This window comes from Roseburia faecis, assembly GCF_001406815.1.
Taxonomy (GTDB): domain Bacteria; phylum Bacillota; class Clostridia; order Lachnospirales; family Lachnospiraceae; genus Roseburia; species Roseburia faecis.
The window spans coordinates 1-18,194 of the sequence record NZ_CVRR01000003.1 but is presented as its reverse complement, the minus strand read 5'-3'; the positions used below and the strand labels follow the sequence as shown (position 1 = coordinate 18,194).

Annotated in this window: 16 protein-coding genes, 1 tRNA gene and 1 riboswitch; of the genes, 7 read left to right on the top strand and 10 right to left on the bottom strand. The window is 43.2% G+C overall.

From position 1 onward, the window contains the following. Positions 1-11 precede the first annotated feature (11 nt). Positions 12-1,409, bottom strand: a complete 1,398-nt coding sequence (locus tag M72_RS00085; protein ID WP_055066726.1) for a D-alanyl-D-alanine carboxypeptidase family protein — start codon at positions 1,407-1,409, stop codon at positions 12-14. Positions 1,410-1,562: 153 nt separating this feature from the next. Here M72_RS00085 and trmB point away from each other — a divergent pair, with 153 nt between their 5' ends. Then, a complete protein-coding gene (trmB, locus tag M72_RS00080; protein ID WP_055066725.1) occupies positions 1,563-2,204 on the top strand; it encodes a tRNA (guanosine(46)-N7)-methyltransferase TrmB in 642 nt (213 codons plus the stop codon). A gap of 21 nt (positions 2,205-2,225) precedes the next feature. Here trmB and M72_RS00075 read toward each other — a convergent pair whose 3' ends face one another. From M72_RS00075 to M72_RS00060, 4 genes are all read right to left on the bottom strand, one after another. Further along, entirely contained in the window at positions 2,226-4,727 is a 2,502-nt protein-coding gene (locus M72_RS00075; RefSeq protein ID WP_055066724.1) for a transglutaminase-like domain-containing protein, read from the bottom strand. A gap of 35 nt (positions 4,728-4,762) precedes the next feature. After that, on the bottom strand, positions 4,763-5,875 hold the full coding sequence (locus M72_RS00070) for a DUF58 domain-containing protein (protein ID WP_055066723.1): 1,113 nt from the start codon (positions 5,873-5,875) through the stop codon (positions 4,763-4,765). Positions 5,876-5,877: 2 nt separating this feature from the next. Further along, positions 5,878-6,831 (bottom strand): AAA family ATPase, encoded by a 954-nt coding sequence (locus M72_RS00065; RefSeq protein ID WP_055066722.1) that lies wholly within the window; start codon positions 6,829-6,831, stop codon positions 5,878-5,880. 124 nt (positions 6,832-6,955) lie between these two features. After that, positions 6,956-7,028, bottom strand: a tRNA-Lys gene (locus M72_RS00060). Between the two features lie 132 nt (positions 7,029-7,160). On the opposite strand from M72_RS00060, the gene pepT reads away from it, so the two are divergent. Continuing rightward, positions 7,161-8,381, top strand: coding sequence for a peptidase T (pepT, locus tag M72_RS00055; RefSeq protein WP_055066721.1), 1,221 nt, complete (start codon positions 7,161-7,163; stop codon positions 8,379-8,381). A 74-nt stretch (positions 8,382-8,455) separates the two neighbouring features. On the opposite strand, the gene M72_RS00050 is transcribed toward pepT, so the two are convergent. From M72_RS00050 to M72_RS00040, 3 genes are all read right to left on the bottom strand, one after another. Beyond that, complete coding sequence (locus M72_RS00050; protein WP_055066720.1) at positions 8,456-9,043, bottom strand: folate family ECF transporter S component; 588 nt, start codon at positions 9,041-9,043, stop codon at positions 8,456-8,458. Between the two features lie 62 nt (positions 9,044-9,105). Beyond that, positions 9,106-9,203, bottom strand: a riboswitch (THF riboswitch). 154 nt (positions 9,204-9,357) lie between these two features. After that, positions 9,358-10,746, bottom strand: a complete 1,389-nt coding sequence (locus M72_RS00045; protein ID WP_055066719.1) for a hypothetical protein — start codon at positions 10,744-10,746, stop codon at positions 9,358-9,360. Between the two features lie 118 nt (positions 10,747-10,864). Then, on the bottom strand, positions 10,865-12,604 hold the full coding sequence (locus M72_RS00040; RefSeq protein WP_055066718.1) for a 1-deoxy-D-xylulose-5-phosphate synthase: 1,740 nt from the start codon (positions 12,602-12,604) through the stop codon (positions 10,865-10,867). A gap of 284 nt (positions 12,605-12,888) precedes the next feature. On the opposite strand from M72_RS00040, the gene M72_RS00035 reads away from it, so the two are divergent. From M72_RS00035 to M72_RS00020, 4 genes are all read left to right on the top strand, one after another. Then, a complete protein-coding gene (locus tag M72_RS00035) occupies positions 12,889-13,176 on the top strand; it encodes a cysteine-rich small domain-containing protein (RefSeq protein ID WP_055066717.1) in 288 nt (95 codons plus the stop codon). Then, positions 13,166-13,804: a hypothetical protein gene (locus M72_RS00030; RefSeq protein ID WP_055066716.1), complete on the top strand. Its 639-nt coding sequence runs from the start codon at positions 13,166-13,168 to the stop codon at positions 13,802-13,804. The genes M72_RS00035 and M72_RS00030 overlap by 11 nt, the downstream gene beginning before the upstream one ends. Positions 13,805-14,178: 374 nt before the next feature. Next, entirely contained in the window at positions 14,179-14,472 is a 294-nt protein-coding gene (locus M72_RS00025) for a DUF2089 family protein (protein ID WP_022044781.1), read from the top strand. Further along, the gene (locus M72_RS00020) at positions 14,473-14,868 is read left to right on the top strand and encodes a hypothetical protein (RefSeq protein ID WP_055066715.1); all 396 of its coding nucleotides are present in this window, start codon (positions 14,473-14,475) and stop codon (positions 14,866-14,868) included. It begins immediately after the preceding gene. Between the two features lie 699 nt (positions 14,869-15,567). Here M72_RS00020 and M72_RS18160 read toward each other — a convergent pair. Next, positions 15,568-15,657 carry a putative holin-like toxin gene (locus M72_RS18160; protein WP_405560071.1) on the bottom strand — a complete coding sequence of 30 codons (90 nt, stop codon included), beginning with the start codon at positions 15,655-15,657 and terminating at the stop codon, positions 15,568-15,570. A gap of 476 nt (positions 15,658-16,133) precedes the next feature. Here M72_RS18160 and M72_RS00015 point away from each other — a divergent pair, with 476 nt between their 5' ends. Further along, positions 16,134-16,550, top strand: a complete 417-nt coding sequence (locus M72_RS00015; RefSeq protein WP_022045946.1) for a type II toxin-antitoxin system HicB family antitoxin — start codon at positions 16,134-16,136, stop codon at positions 16,548-16,550. A gap of 250 nt (positions 16,551-16,800) precedes the next feature. Here M72_RS00015 and M72_RS00010 read toward each other — a convergent pair whose 3' ends face one another. Next, entirely contained in the window at positions 16,801-17,859 is a 1,059-nt protein-coding gene (locus M72_RS00010; protein ID WP_176694751.1) for a GGDEF domain-containing protein, read from the bottom strand. Positions 17,860-18,194: the final 335 nt, after the last annotated feature.

Here is an 18,194-nt window from a genome sequence, read left to right as displayed (position 1 = left end):
ATTTGAACGATTTAAAAAAACCTGTCCTTCCTGCGATTGTATTTCTTTCGTTTCTTCTCACGAAAACGCATTTTATCATTTTTTTTCGTTTTTCTCTGATGACGGATCACATAAAAATTATCATATGCCCGTTTTGCCAGAAACAACAGAACCACTGCTGCGACAATAACCACTCCCGCAACAATGAGCCATGCAGGATCGATCCGTATGACACGTTCATTTTTCTTCTGCCCGCTATCGGTATTGACGTAATAATTATCTTTTACCTTTGCTCCGGTTTTTACTATATCCACACTGCCGACCTCATGACCGGCATATGTGTATGCAAGCCTTGCAACTTTCTTTTTTCCTTTTGCAGATTCTGTCTTTTTATAGGATACATCGGAAAACTGTGCTCCTTTTGGCATAATGATATAAGCATCCTCGTCCAGCTTTACATAAGGTTCACTGTTGTTCAAAACCCCGTAATTTTTTCCGTTGTCCTTTGCCAGACCCGCATCGTTTTCCGAAATATTCAGCGCCTGGAAATTTTCAAAGCAGTAATCAAATAATTTTCTGGTATCCGTATAATGATCCGGTGTTGCCGCATCCATCACCACACACACCAGAGTAATTCCGTCTTTCTCCGCAAAAGACACCAGGGTATTATTCGCCACTGTCGTGTAGCCGGTTTTTCCGCCAGTACAGTATTTGTACAAATGAGAGCTGTCCCCGCGAAACGGGTAGATCATTTTATGGTGATTGTGACACGGATATTCTGCCTTGCATTTATTGGTCTTCGGAAGTGTATAGCTTGGACTGCCTGCGATCATCCGGAACGTCTCGTTTTTGTATGCCTCTGCGGAAATCAGTGCCATATCATACGCGCTGACCCAGTGATCTTCATCCGGCAGACCATTACAGTTATTGAAATGCGTATCCGTACATCCCAGTTCCTTTGCGCGCTTATTCATCAGATCGATAAACGTCCGGTAATCACCACCCAGTTTCTGCCCCACATGCTCCGCAACCGCATAAGCACATTCATTGGCAGACTCCAGCATAACCGCATACAGACACTGCTCCATCGTCAGTTTTTCTCCAAGATTCCGGGCAATATGGGAAGTATCTCCCTCATTTTTAAATACCGCATCCGCAGAAAACGTAACGACCTCATCCATATCACAGTTTTCGATTGCCAGAAGAACCGTCATGATCTTTGTGATACTCGCCGGATAATGTTTCTCGTGACTCTTCTTTTCATATAAAACGGTGCCGGTATTGACTTCCATCACAATGGCACTTTTGGACTGCGTTTTTACCCCGTCCGGCCAGTACTCATCTGCACGCACAGACAACGGTAACATGAGTAAAACCGTGCATACGGCAAGAAAAAATGCTGTTACACGGGTGTATTTTTTTATTTTCATAAGGCTCCCCAATTCTTCATTTTCTTATATTTATAATACCATTATTTCCATAATCGTTCAATTTTTATTTGCCGAACGGACGAAATTTGTATATAGTAATAGTATTCTTACAGTTAGCAAAACTGAATTTATCTTTTCCAAGGAGAAATTACTATGAGACTAAGAAATATACCGGGCGCCAATGAAGCTGTGGCAGCCAGCCCATATTGTATACAGAATGCAGCAGAACACCGCGGACAATGGCATGCCTTTTTTGAAAATGACCATCCGATCCATATCGAAATCGGCATGGGAAAAGGCAGATTTCTGATGGATCTTGCTGCGTTACATCCCGAAATCAATTATATCGGCATCGAACGTTACACCAGTGTACTGCTGCGCGCAGTCCAGAAAATGGATACCCTGCAGCTTCCAAATGTTCATTTTCTGTGTGAAGACGCCGCAAAACTTCCGGAAATTTTTGCACCGGAAGAAGTTGACCGGATCTATCTGAATTTTTCCGACCCGTGGCCAAAGGACCGCCATGCCAGACGACGACTGACTTCCCATGAATTTTTAGACCGCTATGACCAGTTTCTTACAGCCGACGGACGGCTGGAATTTAAAACAGACAATCCGGACCTGTTTACGTTTTCTCTCGAGGAAATCGAAACTTCCGACCGCTGGCATCTTAATGCCTCCACCCGTGATCTGCACCATGATCCATCCATGAATGAAGGAAATATCATGACCGAATACGAAGAAAAATTTTCTTCTAAGGGTAACCCGATATGTAAACTGATCGCCTCCCGCTAAGGAGGCGGTTTTTCCGTTATCCTACTTTCCCAAAATCCGCCGGTTTCTGTACTTCCGGTACAGCCGGTAACAAAACCGTGCTTCTTCCTGTGAGATCTCTTCTTCGGAAAAGACCGCTTTCTGCACAATGCACAGATACTTCTTCCAATCCTCCGCCGGAACGGACGGATAGGTTGTCATCAGCTTTTCCAGATAGTCCCCATCCGTCTTCATGCCAAAACTTCGCGGATGTAATCCCCGGTAAATCCGCTGGTTAATCCGGCATACCGCATGACGATTCTGCCGGTTGCGCAGTTCCATAAGCAATTGTTCCCGGTAAATGCGCAACCATTTTGTCACCAGAACCAGCATCAGAACAACAGCAAGCAGCGTCAGACTCACCGCAGAAAATACTTGCAGATTTCGCCTGTTGTTCTTTTTCTCATTATTTTTTACCGGCCGCTTTGTCTCCTTCTCCGTCATCTGACTTTCTGTCTTCTGCTGTGTTTCCATCTGTGTTTCTGACGGCGATTCGTTTTTCGTCTGCATTTGCGTCTGCGGATTCTGCTCCGCCGCATCTTTGTGCTCTTCATGCCGCTGTTTCCACGTATCGCGCAATTCCGGAGTCGTCGGCAGCTTTGCACTGTCATTCGTATAGCCCGGGGTCATTTCCACCGGCACCCATCCGATATTTTCCAGATAAATTTCCACCCATGCATGCGCATTGTAGTCCGGCACATCTGCCTGATAGCCTTTCTTTTCTTTATGAAATGCCGACGGTTCCACCACATATCCCGATGCATAACGCGCTGGAACTCCCAGACTTTGTAAAATCAGCGCACCCGCGCTGGCAAAATGCATACAATATCCCTCATGTCCGGTTTCCAGAAAATAAGCAATGGTATCTTTCCCCTGTGGGATGTGATTCAGATATAAGTTATAGGTATTTTCGTTCCCCAGCCAGTTGGCAACCTGTGTCGCAAGATTCTGCCGGATGTTGTTGGTTGTTATCTGTCTTTCTGCCCGTCCGGAATTGTTTCCATCCGTATCCGCCAGCCAATCCTCATCGTATAACCCGCCTGTTTCCATCTGATCCGCCACATAGGTGCCGTTTTCCTCATACACGCCATATCCGATACTTTCCAGAGCCAGCCTTCGTGTAATAAAATCTCCCACTGCCGGAACATCCGTGGCAAACTTACGGTATCTACTGTCAGCATAGGCATCATACCATTGCTGCAGATCCGTATCTGTTTCTCCGTGGACCATACAAAACCTGTCAAAAACATCGCGCAGATCCGTATTTTCATTCAGTCCCTCAAAAGAAACCTTTCCCGTTGCCCTCTTTTTACCTACCACCGTATCATCCCTGAGCCAGACCTTCCCACCGGCTGTCTGCGAATCTGAAAAATACGGCATATACGCGTTTTTTAACCCCAGTGCCCGATAGGAAATCTGATACGAAACCGTCTGTGTTTCATCCTCTGCCAGCTCACTCGAACGGATGTATTTTACAAGTTCACCGGCATTCTGCTGCATTAACATTGCAACATCACTGCGATGGTATCCCGCCTTATCCACTTCGTGCGCAAACGTTTTCCCTTCATTTACCCATGTACCGTTCTGATATGTGCCACTGGCAAATGATTTCAGATACAGTTTGCCCGCCGGGGCTTTCGATGCTTCTATCGAAAATACGGTTTTTCCGGTATAGTCCGGTGTTGTATTATCCACATGTTCCCGCGATCCCTGCAAAGTTATCCCCGAAAACGTCAGGTTTTTCACACGTTCTTCCACCTGTCTCTGAAACGCATAAAACTTCGGTGACTTTTTCGGAATCTGCTTTGCCACACCAGAAAACGCATAGCTGCTCACCGAGACAAGAATCACGGCAAACACACCGGCTGCAGCATAGGACAGTAGCTGCATCCATACATGGGTACGACCGTCAGCCACCCTTACATCCATGTGCGTCCATGGTGCCGCAGACACCAGCACGGTTCCCACGAAAAAGAGTGCAATTCCACTCCAGCCCAGTCTGGCATTGACCAGAAGAGCAACCGACAACGCTGTTATATCCGGAAGCAGCAAAACCAGCCGCACACCGGTCACATATCGAAACATCAGACTTAACAGCACAACAACTGCCAATAAAAACGCCAGCATATAAGTATACCGCATCTCCGTCCCGGCCCCGGTCATATAATTTGTTCCATACTGTTTATTCCAATATGACAGATATGCCTGAAACAGCATTTTTCCGCTCTCTGTCAGTTTTCTCCGATGAAAAATTCCAAACAGTACGAGTGCCGCCGGATATCCGATTTCAAGCACAACCTTGCAGACCCTCTGATATTTTCCGGTCGCAGGAACTCCCACGATAAACAGCACAAGACTTACCAGCATGGCCACCTGCAGTTTACCAAGCGCACGGATCGGCAGCTGCCATCCGAATGCACTCCGGAAAATCGCAAGCATTGCATAAAGCAGTAGTTCCACAGCAACCGCCTCACAGATCAGCCGGATACCGGTATTGCCAGACAAATATGTGGTTTTATTCCCTCTCCTGTCCTTCCTGTTCACAATACCAGCTCCATTTCTTCCAGCTTCTGTCTCCAGTTATCTCCACCAAAATCCGCAAGTGTCTGTCCATCCAGCACAAGAAAAAGCTCCGGTGTCAGTTCCAGCCTGTGTACCGGGTGCTCGCAACGATACTGCTGCTCATATCTCTGTCGCAGTGAACCGGCCGTTTCCTTCTGACATTCCATAAACTGCATCAAAAACAGATACACGCTTTCCTCATCCTCGACGCGCAACCGTTTGATTTCTGTTTCCTCCTGCCATGCCACATAATGCGGGCAGCCGGCATCCATCATCGAATACACCAGATCTGCCGCAATTGTGAGAAAGGTTTCCGCATAGGCTTCCCTGCTGCGCCTCATATGCCGGCCTTTTCCTGACATCTGTGGCAGCATGTCCAGCAAAAATACCACCGCACAGGCAAGCGGCTGACTGTCCTCCCGCACCAGAAGCCCGTCCGATTTGGCGGAGAGTTTCCAGTGTATGCGCTGCAGGCGATCCCCCGGACGATATTCCCGCACATCAAAGATCTGGCTGACATCTGTTCCCGGCTGAAAATCATCGTAGCTTTCCGCTTCTCCGAAATATCTGCGTACCCGCTCCGACACCTGTACTGCCACCGCATCCAGTTCCGGCAGCACCTGTATATCTGCAAACCTCTTTATTTTTTTATGCACATAAAACAGACCGGTCAGATCATAAATCCGTACTTTTACAAGCTCATACTCATAACTTCCCACATGAGAAAGCACGACACGCTTTTCCATGCACTGCATTCCGCGCATCAGTCCGGCACCGTTCCACCAGAAATTTCTGGCATACCCGGCAAATGTATTTCTACAGCGCACACGGTAACGCACTTTTGCTGCCGGAAACAACATGGTCTGATCCACGGTAAGCTGTACCGTAACTTTTTTCCCTTTTTCCGCCACGGTAAGCGGAATCCTGATATCTGCCGTGATATGTCTGCAATAAATCAGCAGATACAAACATGCAAGCAGCATCAGTACCAGTTCCGCAAACCCAATCAGCCCAATCGCAATGTTTCCATAGATCAGCGCAATATAAAATGTGACAAGCGTCACCCCTGTTCCAATCAGAAAACTGCCCACGTTTATCCCCTAAGTCTTTTGTATGTTGTTGGTTTGTCCACATCCGACAGAATTTCCTGCAGGGTGGCATCGACTGTCACATGTCCGATCCGTGCCTTTGTGTTGAGCACAATACGGTGTTTTGCCACATCCGCAAAAATATCCGTCACATCATCCGGAATCACATAATTTCTTCCCTGCAAAAATGCCCATGCTTTTGCCAGCCGCACGCATGCGATCGTGCCACGGGGACTTACCCCCAGCTCAATGTAAGCATTTTTTCTGGTAGCCTCCATCAGCTGTACGATATATTTTGCAACATGATCATGCACATAAATCTGTTCCACATACTGCTGCATCTCCCACAGCTGCTCTGGAAGAAGAACCGGCTGCAGATCCTCCGCTTTCGTCATCGTTTTTCCCTGGGCAATTTCCATCTCACTCTGCAGATCCGGGTACCCCATGCTCATGCAGGTCATGAACCGATCCAGCTGTGATTCCGGAAGAAGCTGCGTTCCCGCACTGCCTTTGGGATTCTGTGTTGCAATGACAACAAACGGCTGCGGCACTTTTCGACTCACACCATCCACCGTTACTTTGCCCTCCTCCATCACCTCAAGAAGCGCGGACTGTGTCTTTGGCGAAGTCCGGTTGATCTCATCCGCAAGAAACAGATTACACATGATCGTTCCCGGATGGTACACAAACTGTCCCGTCTCTTTCTGGTACATGTTAAATCCTACAATATCTGCCGGAAGCACGTCCGGTGTAAACTGTACACGGTGATCCAAAAGTCCCATGACGCGCGAAAAGGCGATGGCAAGTGTTGTCTTTCCCACTCCCGGCACATCCTCAATCAGAATATGCCCTCCTGCAAGAATTGTAGCAAAAGCTTTGGTAATACAGGCATCCTTCCCCGCAATCGCGCGTTTGACCTCTGCCAGAACCGCGGCTGCATACTCATATACTTTCTCCATATTTCCCCCTATGGTTTCTTTCTATAATTATTTGCATTTTATATAATAAAAAAACCCCCAACGAATCACATTGTTCGTCAAGAGTTCTTTTGCCATTTGATTCAATCAAAATAAGCTTTGCGAGTGCGCGATCAGGGGTTCGAACCCTGGACACCCTGATTAAGAGTCAGGTGCTCTGCCAGCTGAGCTAATCGCGCATTTTTAAGTTGTTTGTTTTTTGTCTTTCCTTAAGACAAGAGTTATTATATAATAGGAGTATTAAAAAAGCAAGCACTTTTTTTATTTTTTTTAAATTTTTTTAAAAGCATATTTGAAAGGAACAATTTAACATGAAAGTAGAAGAAAGATTACTAAAATATGTCAGCTATTGGACAACCTCCGATGAATCCTGCAGTGACATTCCAAGCAGTGAGCGTGAGTTCACGCTTGCAAAAGCCTTAAAGCAGGAACTGGAAACTCTCGGTCTTACCAATATACTCCTCACCGATCACTGCTATGTATATGCCAAGCTTCCTGCCACACCGGGCATGGAAAACTGTAAATCCATCGGCTTTATCGCTCATATGGATACCGCCCCGGATTTTTCCGGAAAAGATGTCAGACCACAGATCATTCCCGACTATGATGGCGGGGATATCTTATTAAAAGGAAGTCAGGACGTCTTAAAGGTAAGTGATTTTCCATCCCTGGCCTCTTTAAAAGGAAGAACCCTGATCACGACAGACGGTACCACACTTCTGGGCGCTGATGACAAGGCAGGTGTTGCCGAAATCATGACAGCCGTGGAAGAACTGATTGCAGAAGGTACACCACACGGGGAACTCTGGATCGGATTTACGCCGGACGAAGAAGTCGGTGCAGGTGCAAATCTGTTTGATCTTGCTATCTTTCAGGCAGATTATGCATACACGGTGGACGGCGATTACGAAGGCGAAGTGGCTTACGAAAATTTTAATGCCGCAAGTGCCATCTTTCATATTAAAGGTGTAAATGTTCATCCGGGCGAAGCAAAAGACATTATGGTCAATGCGGCACTGGTGGGATGTGAAATTGTTTCCCGGCTTCCGGAAGCGGAAACGCCGGCACACACCAGCGGCCGGGAAGGATTCTATCATCTGACCGATATGTCCGGAGATGTGGCTTCCGCCACCCTTTCCTTTATCATTCGTGACCATGATAAAACCACATTTAAGAAACGTCTGCAGAATCTGCGTGACCTTGCACAATCCATGAATCAGAAATATGGACCGGAAACCGTCACGCTCGACATCGAACATTCGTATGAGAATATGCTCTCTGTCATTGAAGATAAAATGGAAATCGTGGATCTGGCAAAACAGGCAATTGCCTCCGAAGGTCTGACACCGCTCTCCCGTCCGATCCGTGGCGGTACAGATGGCGCAAGACTGTCCTTTATGGGATTGCCGTGCCCGAATCTCGGCACTGGTGGCTATGGTTTTCACGGACCATACGAACACATCTCTGTGGAAGGCATGCAGACAGCTGTCCGCATTTTAAAACATATTGCCACCCATCCCATTCGCAAATAAATGAATCTGCAAAAAACCGTCCGCAGTCTGATGAATCTCAGATTTCGGACGGTTTTGTTATTATTTATGAAGTTTTAGTTTCCCTGCATATTTGCGGATTTTGCCAGTGCAGGTTTCTGAAACATCCGAAACAGACCAATCTGTTCCAGCGCCTTCGTAATAGCGAAAAAGATCACCGAATCTATCGGCCACATAATCAGATTCTTCAGTGCACGCGCCGGAAGAATCACCATAAATGCCTGTCCATATAACACGGTCAGACAAAGCGTTGTCAGAATCACATTACAGATCAGCATAACTACAAATTTCGCTGCCAATACGCGCCATATGGTAAGCTTTTTCTTGTAAAAAAAGCAGCCATACAGGATTCCTGCCAAAATGACAACCAGTGTCAACTGCGGGCAAAATGGTCCGGTCGGTTTCATCATATACTTGATGATATCCAACGCACCATGAAAGATTCCTCCAACTACCGGTCCAAACAGATAATCAATGATACCATTTGGAATACCAGAAAAGCCGATACGGATAAACTGTCCATATTCAATGGAGAAAAATCCTAGAATCACAGCAACTGCGGCAAGCATTGCCATGGTAGTGATGGTTCTTACCGCTTTTAATTCACGGAAAGAATCGGTGAACAAAGTAACGAATTTTTTCATAAAAAAATTACCTCCTTTGCAGACCTCACCGTACTACAACTGGAGATAATATTATCTTCGGATGCAGCGGGATGCGACTCATGTACCGCAAGATTCTCTTTTCGTCCGGGTGACAACTCCCTGTTCATCCGGCACTTAACGCACATGTGTCTACTCTGCTTTAAACTATTAAATTGCAACGACCTAAGTATAACACAATGGAAAAAAAATGCAACTATTTTTTTTCATTGTATGGCATTTTTATAGCAAAACGCCATCTGTCACACGTTTTTACGTGGAACAGATGGCGTCCGTTGCCTGTTATTTTATTCTTTTCAGGTTCCCATACTTGCAAACAGGGCAGCTATCTCATCCGGGCTTAATGCCTTATTGGGATCTGCCGGTTCTTCCGGCTGAAGAGGTGCTTCTTTTACTGCTTCCGGCTCTTCAATCGGCTCGGGAATATCCTCCGGTTCCACCGTTTCTTCGACAGGTTCCCCGGCTTTATCCGCATTGTCGTCATTGCCCATATTTGCAAACAGGGCAGCTATTTCATCCGGGCTCATGGCGCGGTTTGGATCGGACAGATCCGGCATCGGCGAAAGTTCTTCCTCCGGCAGGTTCTCATCATTCGCTTCCTCAACAATCGCATCCTCCGGAATCGGGTCCGGTTCTACCAGTTCTTCTGCTTCCTCAATGGATTCTTCCGGGTCCGGCGGGATAATCTCATCCGCTGCCATGACCGGAGGCTCTTCCTCCGGCTCAAAACTCTCTTCTTCCGGTATATCCGGCAGAATCTCCGGGTCCGGCTCCATACTTTCTTCCGGCTCCGGTGAAATCTCCGGCTCCGGTTCCATACTTTCTTCCGGCTCCGGTGAGATCTCAGGCTCCGGCTCCATACTTTCTTCCAGATCCGGCGAAATCTCAGGCTCCGGCTCCATACTTTCTTCCGGCTCTGGTGAGATCTCCGGCTCTACCGGTGTTTCTTCCACATGATTCTGCGGTGCCGGCTGTGGCTCTACAGGTGTTGCCACAGGTACAGAAACCTGCGGCTGGGAAACAACCACTTTCTGACTGTTCATAATGGTCTGATTCAGGCGCAGTTCCATATCTTTCATTGCAATAATGATTTCCTGCAGCTTTGCGGCTATCTCTTTATCCTGTGAATGTTCCTGTTCTTTTCCATCCTTCTGCACCGAAGAAATTTCATCCTTACAGACTGAAAGAATCTCGTCCTTATAAGCACCCGCAACTGTACCGAACCCATCCATTCCTTTCTGGAACGTATCAAACCGGTCGATCAGCTGTTCGTATGAATTCATCAATGCATCGGTATTCTCATGGGACCGCTTGATAATTACTTTCGCTATTCCCTTCTGTGCATTGACAATTTCCTCTGTCGGAATCTTAGATGCCTCTTCCATATATGCAAGCTTCACCGATATTTCCTCAAAATATTTTTTCAGCATGAGATATGATGCCTTTTCCGACTTGAAAATACTCTCATACTGTTCCTCTCTCCGGGCATATTTTGTCTCATATACTGAAATCACGCCTCTGATTGCAACATACAGGCATATCAGATCTGCTGCTGCCAAAACAACCAGAACAATAAACATCTTCGGGAAATTGACTATGGCATACAACTCTGCCATAAAAATAAACGCAAACAAAAGTATCCCGAAAATCATCTGCATCCTTGCTTTCGAATCTTTATTCTTCATATGATACCGCTCCTTCCATGAGCCCGCTATTCTAACCACTATGCAAAATAAGCTCTAGTATGTTATATTTTACCATATTGTGTCGATTCTCACAAGGTTTGTTGTTTATTTCTGCCTTCTATAATACGTCATTTACAATCTGCTCTGCTGTCAGATGATTCTCTTTTAATACCTCATTTACATCATACCGGTCAAGGAATTCTTTTTTCAATCCGTAATTATAGACTTTCATATCACTGCTTCCATAAAATCTTGCGATTTTTTCTCCGAAACCACCATTCAGGATGCCATCTTCCAGTGTAACTACCGTGTCATGGTCTGCCTTCAGCTTCTCCAGCAGTCCCTTATCCAGTCCGGTAATATAATACGGGTTGATTACCGTTGCATGAATACCTTTTTTCTCCAGCATTTCTGCGGTCTGCAGTGCCAGGGAATAAAATGTTCCGAGTCCGATCAGTGCAATTTTGCTTCCCTTTTCCGTTACCTCATAGGTGTTGAGCTGGCTCCAGTCTTTTGTGACTTCTCTGCCATCCGAAATCATGTCTCCGCCCGGAAGTTTGATCGCAACCGGCATTTCCTTCTGCTCCACACTCCAGTCAAGCATTGACAGATATTCTTCCTTTGTTGTCGGTGCCAGATAAACCAGTCCCGGAATATTAGAAAGCATCGGAATATCCTGCAGTCCCAGATGGGTAACATCCGTCATGCCAAATACCGATCCCGTATACACAACAATCGTTGCCGGATTCCCGTCAATACACAGATCCTGTGAAATCTGGTCATACGTCCTCTGGATAAAGCTGGAATACACACCATATACCGGCTTTCCGCCACCTTTGGCAATTCCGGAAGCAAGTGCTACCGCTGTCTCCTCCGCGATTCCCACATCTACAAACTGCCGGCCGGCCTGTTTCCTTTTCTCCTGCGTAAATCCGAGAATCGTCGGGGTTCCGGATGTAATTGTAACAACTGTCGGATCCTTTTTCATCTTTTCAATCAGATATTCACAGGTCACCGAAGAATAATCTTCCACTTCCGGAAAATGGGATTTTCCGGTCTCAATATCAAATGGAAGATGCCAGTGCCATTCTTCCTTATGCTCTTCTGCCGGTTTATAACCTTTTCCCTTTAATGTATTAATGTGGACAACAACCGGTTTCTTACTGTCTTTTACCTGTTTGAAAGCCCCGATCAGTTCCCTTAAGTCATTTCCATGATCCACATAGACATAATCAAGTCCCATGGCTTTAAATAAATTGCACTCTGCCTGTCCGTTTGTCTCGCGGAGTAATTTCAGATTTGAATAAAGTCCTCCATGGTTTTCTGCAATTGACATATCATTGTCATTTACTACAATGATCATGTTGCTGTCTAATTCTGCCGCAAAATCCATTCCTTCTAAGGCTTCTCCTCCGCTTAAAGAACCGTCTCCGATAATTGCGATCACATTTGCACTTTCCCCACGAAGATCCCTTGCCTTTGCCAGACCGCATGCCAGACTGACGGATGTAGAGGTATGTCCGACCGTAAAATGGTCATGTTCACTTTCCTGCGGACAGCTGTATCCCGTCACGTCGTCGTAATGTTCTTCATATAAATAGGCATCTTTTCGACCGGTCAGCATCTTGTGCGGATAGGTCTGATGGGAAACATCAAATACCATTTTGTCCTTTGGGGACTCAAAAACATAATGCAGTGCAATGATTGCCTCTACCATGCCAAAATTCGGGCCAAAATGCCCGCCGTGAATACTTGCCCTCTTTAATAATGCATGACGCATTTCTTCTGCGAGAGCTGTCATCTCTTCTATATTTAATTTCTTCACATCTTCTGGTCCGTTAATCTTTTCGATATACATATAATAAATTCTCCTTCCGATTTTATCTATCATAATATACCACTTAAAGTTAACTTTAAGTCAAGTATTTTTTATTTAATTTTCAACTTTTTGCTTCAAACCCTCAATTGCCTGAGCCACTATACCTGCGTTCTTAAAAAGATGTAAATAATGTAATGATAAAAGGGGCAAAAGGTATCATTTCCCACTGAAATGCAATTTTTATGTCATTCGCATTTCTTGCGATCCGCTTGTTGTTCCGATATAATTATGCTATGATTGTGCTTTGATTGGAGGAAACCATTTTGAGCGAATATTATAAGTTTTTTCAAAATAAAAAATGTGAATATTTTCCATGCCATAAAGGAATTCCGGAGGCGGACTTTAACTGTCTGTTTTGTTATTGTCCCCTCTATACACTCGGGAAATCCTGTGGTGGAAACTGTGAATATTTAAAAAATGGTATCAAATCCTGCATAAACTGTGGCTTTCCCCATCACCGAAAGAACTATGATAAGGTCACGAACCGCTTTCAGGAAATTGCAGCCGTTATGGCAGCTTCCGATAAGGAGGATGTATCCCATGAAATGTAAACTTACTCCCGGATTATCCTCCGGTGACTGGAACGAATTTTGCAGCCGTTTCCATTTCCCTCCGGATGACCTGCCCCATATTCAGGCAATTTATACGGCACTTCTTCCCCTGGTTGAATCCTATGCATATTACTCTCTGGATCAGGATTTAGACGGGGTTTCCCTGCCTCACTATGCCTATGGGTTTGTGACGCTTGGAAACGGAGTGGATGAACTGTCGGAATTATATCTGAACCATGAACAGATCCAGGAGGCTTACATTGTGGACTGCATCAGCCTGATGCTTTTGTCAAAGGCTTATGAAGAGTTTGCACATGTGGTAGAACGTCAGAGCCGCCTGTATCTTGCAGAATTATCTTTTCTGGGAGATACCTATTCCCTTGACCTGCTCCCACAGATTTATGGGCGGCTTGCCCCGGATGGCATCCAGCTTACCGAGGGGCAGATGCTCCGGCCGCTTAAGACAGCAACGCTGATCCTGCATCTGGATACAACAACACACGCCAATCTCAAGCAATTGTGTAATACGTGCGCAACCTGCCGGAATTTTTCCTGCCCGTCGAGAAAGGTCACGGCTCCGCATTTGCCGCATACTTATGGAGCCATGCAGATATTCCATACAAAATAATTATTTTTCAATTGATAAGTCAGCATTTTACCGTGCTTTTTTCAAAAGTTCTTCCGCTGTAATACCAAACAATTTCTTAGTTGCTCCACCCACCCGACACGGACAATCTCTGCTCTACACCTTGTGCTTCCAATATAAATGAAACCGATATGGTGAACTGATTAAAATGCTTCTGTTTTTTATAACTGATGATTGAAGAAATATAAACAAAAGCAAGGGGGTTGAGAGTAACCTCGAATCTGAAAACCTTATCTTTACAAGTTTGAGGTTTCGAATGATTATTAAGATAAAAAGATGTAAATAACATAATATTAGCAGTTGACTTTAACATTATTAAATGATAATATCAATAATATTAAAGAAAGGGGTTGGTAATGAGACGAAAAGCGCAAGAATGGATATACAATTTAAGTGATGAAGATATCACATTTATAAAAAATTTTGTTATGTCATCTGGCTCTTTAAAAGAGGTTGCAAAATTGTATCATATAACATATCCTACCGTGCGATTGAGACTTGATCGACTTATACAAAAAATGCAAATGAATGATCAAATAGAAAATGACGCTTATATTTCATTAATTAAAAAAATGGTAATAGATGATCAACTTGATTTTGACACAGCAAAAATATTGATAAAAAAATACAGAGAGCAAAAAGGAGAATAAATGAAATTTTCTACAATTTTATTCATCGTAATAATAATGGCATTAACCATTATTTGTGTACGTTTTTTAGAATCATATTTAAATAAAAAAAGAAGAACAACTACCGTATCATTAACACCAATTATTTTTCTTGTTCTTTCAATCGTATTAATTATAGTGTATCTTAATTTTGAACCAGAAAGTTTTGAACGCGTTGAGAAGCAGGGGTTATTGACACTCTCATATAGTTTCGTTTCCGAAAATCAGATGTCTATAAAGGATAAGATACATAATTGTATCATTATCTTTATACTTACAAATATTCCTGCTGTTATATCAATTTATAATCGGATAAAAAGAAATAGAACGATTACGCGCAAAAAGAAAATAAATGAAATGAAATTGCGGGAATTATAATGTTCATCTCTATATATTATATATAGTTGTGATGCCGTTGGATATTATAGTGGAAAGCACTGGACAAATGCAAGTGCTTCTAATGCAAGCGTAGATTCTGACTTTGTTATATATACATATAAACTTTCTGGACAAAGTAACAAAACCACATGTACTTCCTCCTGTATTACCTTAAAATGTTCTGGAAATCTTGATACTTATGTTGGAGTTGGAAATGTAGGAATTGTAAAGATTACATCTCAAACTTATTCGAGTAAAACCAATTTCTATGCTTCAAGTTATTTATAATAATGAAAAAAAGATATATAGTGATACTCGTTTTGCTTATACTGATCTTACTCTATAATAGATATGGATCTGGTGTCTAAAATCATTTAAGTGCACAGGTAGACAGTATTTCAATTGAGGCAGTATGAAAAACTTATCCAGCGCGAACGATTAGAAATTGTTCGCAGATAATAAAACAATTTAATAAAATATAATTAGTGCCTGCTGAGTAAGCAGACACTAATTATAAACTTCATTATTCATTTGAGTTTTACAATGGTCTGAACCTTATTTTATGCCGGTATCCAGCAAAGATCTTTAAATCATTGACAAAAAATTACGCAATGGTATTATGAAAATACAAAACGCAATACCGTGTAGGCGGTTTGCCAAAGTTAGTTTTAAAAAATAACCGGTCTTTGGTAGGGGCGGTTATTTTTTATGGTTAGAAAAGATCATTACGATCAGATTGATAATAGCAACAATCAGTATGCAAAACTGAAAATATTGTTCCCCACACATGACTTTGATTTTGTGTTTACTCCTTTACAGATTTCTTGAAAAGATGGAGAAATTAAATTTTCTTCCATATATTTTACAATATACTCATACACATTTCTCTTTCTTTATCCGTAAGTTCATTGCTTAGCTTTTCTCCCATTTGCTACCTCCCTATATGCCTATACAATAAAACATGTGTTCGATTATATCAAATAAAAATTATTGCCAAACCATCCTCAACTGTCCGACCTGCTCCTCCACAATCCGCCCCAACCTCTGCTTCATGACTCTCTGCACAATCCGCCGCCTCCGGTAAAAACAATTCCGGCTGATTTGGAAAATTCCGTAGTGCACATTCACTTTATTTCTTGTGTATTTTTGTGTATTTTAGTTGACTTTTGTGTAATATTGTGTATGATATAATTAAAGGAGGTACATAATGAATCCAAGGCAACAAACGATTAAACAACTCAGTGCTTCCAAATAGGAGGGTTACTATGAAATATATTTATACAGCTTTGTTTACACCTATCGAGGACGGATCTGGATACTACGCAAAAGTCCCTGATCTTCCTGGATGCATCACTACTGGCAATAGTCTTTCTGATGCAATTGACCAAATTACCGATGCAATGAGCGCATGGCTTGTTGTTGCAGAGGATGAAGGCGAACCGATTGCTCCTCCATCACCACAGGAAAAATTAAGTGTTGATGCCGGCACAATCTGTTCCCTGATTTCCGCAGATACCATTGAATATCGTGCCCAGACAGATACTCGCGCCGTTCGAAAAAATGTTTCTCTTCCAAGTTGGATGGTCCGTCTTGCTGACAAGCGCGGAATCAACTGCTCACAAGTCCTTCAGGATGCCTTACGAACACTTCTTGATAACTCCACTATCGCACATACTCATTAACATTATCCCTTAAAAACCAGTTATCTATATGGGTAACTGGTTTTCTCATAAAACAAAAAATGCCTCTCCATCAACCATAACACGGTTATTTATTGTCTTGAAATCTGGAGCATCCCTGCCTATAACCATAAATATAAAAACGAGCAGCAAAACCGGATTTACACCAGTCTGCTACTCGTTTGATGATTATAATATTTTCTTTTCTTGTGCCATTGCAACCAGTTATCGGACAAATGGCAGGAACGTAATGCTATACTTTATTTTCCAAACCGGCTGATTTCTTTCGCATATGATATTTCCGTTTTTCCTCATACATTTTCTCATCCATATGCATTAAAAAAGTTTCTGCATCATCTTCTGTCCCAAATTCCGTGTATCCCATAGAAACACTTAAATGAAACGGTTCTATTCCGGATTCATTAAACCGGGATAGATTATGGTTAATCTCCTCCATTGTCGCTAAGACACGCTCCGTATCAACACCTGACAGCAGCACAATAAACTCATCTCCCGCATACCGGATTGCCATACCATCATCCGGTATGGATCTGATGAGTATATTTCCCAACGTACAAATAGCCTTATCGCCCGTACTATGACCTAAATTGTCATTAATACACTTGAAATCGTTTACATCCATCATGATTCCATATAAGGATTTATGGCTTGCAATTTTCTTTTCCGCAAGCACCGCATTAAAATATCTCCGATTATATAATCCGGAAAGCTCATCCATATACAAACTCTCTGCGTATGACTGCATCTGCACAAATATCAATGCGACCGCAACCAGCACCCATGATGATGTAATTCCATAAAAAAGGAACTGGAGAACTACACCTGCAAAACAAGGACCAACGAAATAGATCACCGGGAAAAAATTCAGGTTAACCCCTTGTTTTTTGGAATGATACACCAGATAGATACTGTAAGCAAAATATATGACAAGCGAAATATATCCCACCAGCACACCGGCAGTTCTCTGGTATACATTCTCCCCGGATATTTTAAACATAATCCCTGTTCCAAACAGATTACATAAAACCATAATTACTTCTACCAGCCAGGGAAATATCTCCACTCCTGCTTTTTGAACCATTCTTTTATAATTTCGATAGATACGCAATTCCACGTACATACACCAAAGCATACCCATACTGACTGTCCCAATAAAGCATATGCTGTTAGAGATATAATTAATCTGCCGGCTGCCAGTAAACTGTTTTCCATCTACGAGAAAAGCAATGGTTTCAGACAATGCACCCACTAAATTTACGATTGCTATTCCATCATATATTTTATCTCCCACATGAAGGCTCTCTCTGTTCTTTCGTCTACAAAACAAAAGGAACCACATCATTAACACGGTCAAGCCGTTTGCCATTAATATTTCTTCTAAAACGATGATTGTTATCCCCTCCATCATTCACGGTATGAACTCATTTTTACTAAAATGAGCTCTATCATTATACCAAATGAAAACCGGTTTTTGTCTTTTTCGACATGAATTACAGTTTTTTTAACGTGAACGATGATTTTTTATGTTTCATCACTTTTCACAGGCTCAATAGTCATCCGAGATTCCCGTTTTGTAAACGAGTTTCACATTTTGAAAGCGACCTTCAAATTTTGTACCCGGCTTTC

Coding starts and splice junctions, on each gene's coding strand:
- M72_RS00085 (WP_055066726.1), bottom strand. CDS start 1,409: ATGAAAATAAAAAAATACACCCGTGTAACAGCATTTTTTCTTGCCGTA.
- trmB (WP_055066725.1), top strand. CDS start 1,563: ATGAGACTAAGAAATATACCGGGCGCCAATGAAGCTGTGGCAGCCAGC.
- M72_RS00065 (WP_055066722.1), bottom strand. CDS start 6,831: ATGGAGAAAGTATATGAGTATGCAGCCGCGGTTCTGGCAGAGGTCAAA.
- pepT (WP_055066721.1), top strand. CDS start 7,161: ATGAAAGTAGAAGAAAGATTACTAAAATATGTCAGCTATTGGACAACC.
- M72_RS00050 (WP_055066720.1), bottom strand. CDS start 9,043: ATGAAAAAATTCGTTACTTTGTTCACCGATTCTTTCCGTGAATTAAAA.
- M72_RS00045 (WP_055066719.1), bottom strand. CDS start 10,746: ATGAAGAATAAAGATTCGAAAGCAAGGATGCAGATGATTTTCGGGATA.
- M72_RS00040 (WP_055066718.1), bottom strand. CDS start 12,604: ATGTATATCGAAAAGATTAACGGACCAGAAGATGTGAAGAAATTAAAT.
- M72_RS00030 (WP_055066716.1), top strand. CDS start 13,166: ATGAAATGTAAACTTACTCCCGGATTATCCTCCGGTGACTGGAACGAA.
- M72_RS00025 (WP_022044781.1), top strand. CDS start 14,179: ATGAGACGAAAAGCGCAAGAATGGATATACAATTTAAGTGATGAAGAT.
- M72_RS00020 (WP_055066715.1), top strand. CDS start 14,473: ATGAAATTTTCTACAATTTTATTCATCGTAATAATAATGGCATTAACC.
- M72_RS18160 (WP_405560071.1), bottom strand. CDS start 15,657: ATGTGTGGGGAACAATATTTTCAGTTTTGCATACTGATTGTTGCTATT.
- M72_RS00015 (WP_022045946.1), top strand. CDS start 16,134: ATGAAATATATTTATACAGCTTTGTTTACACCTATCGAGGACGGATCT.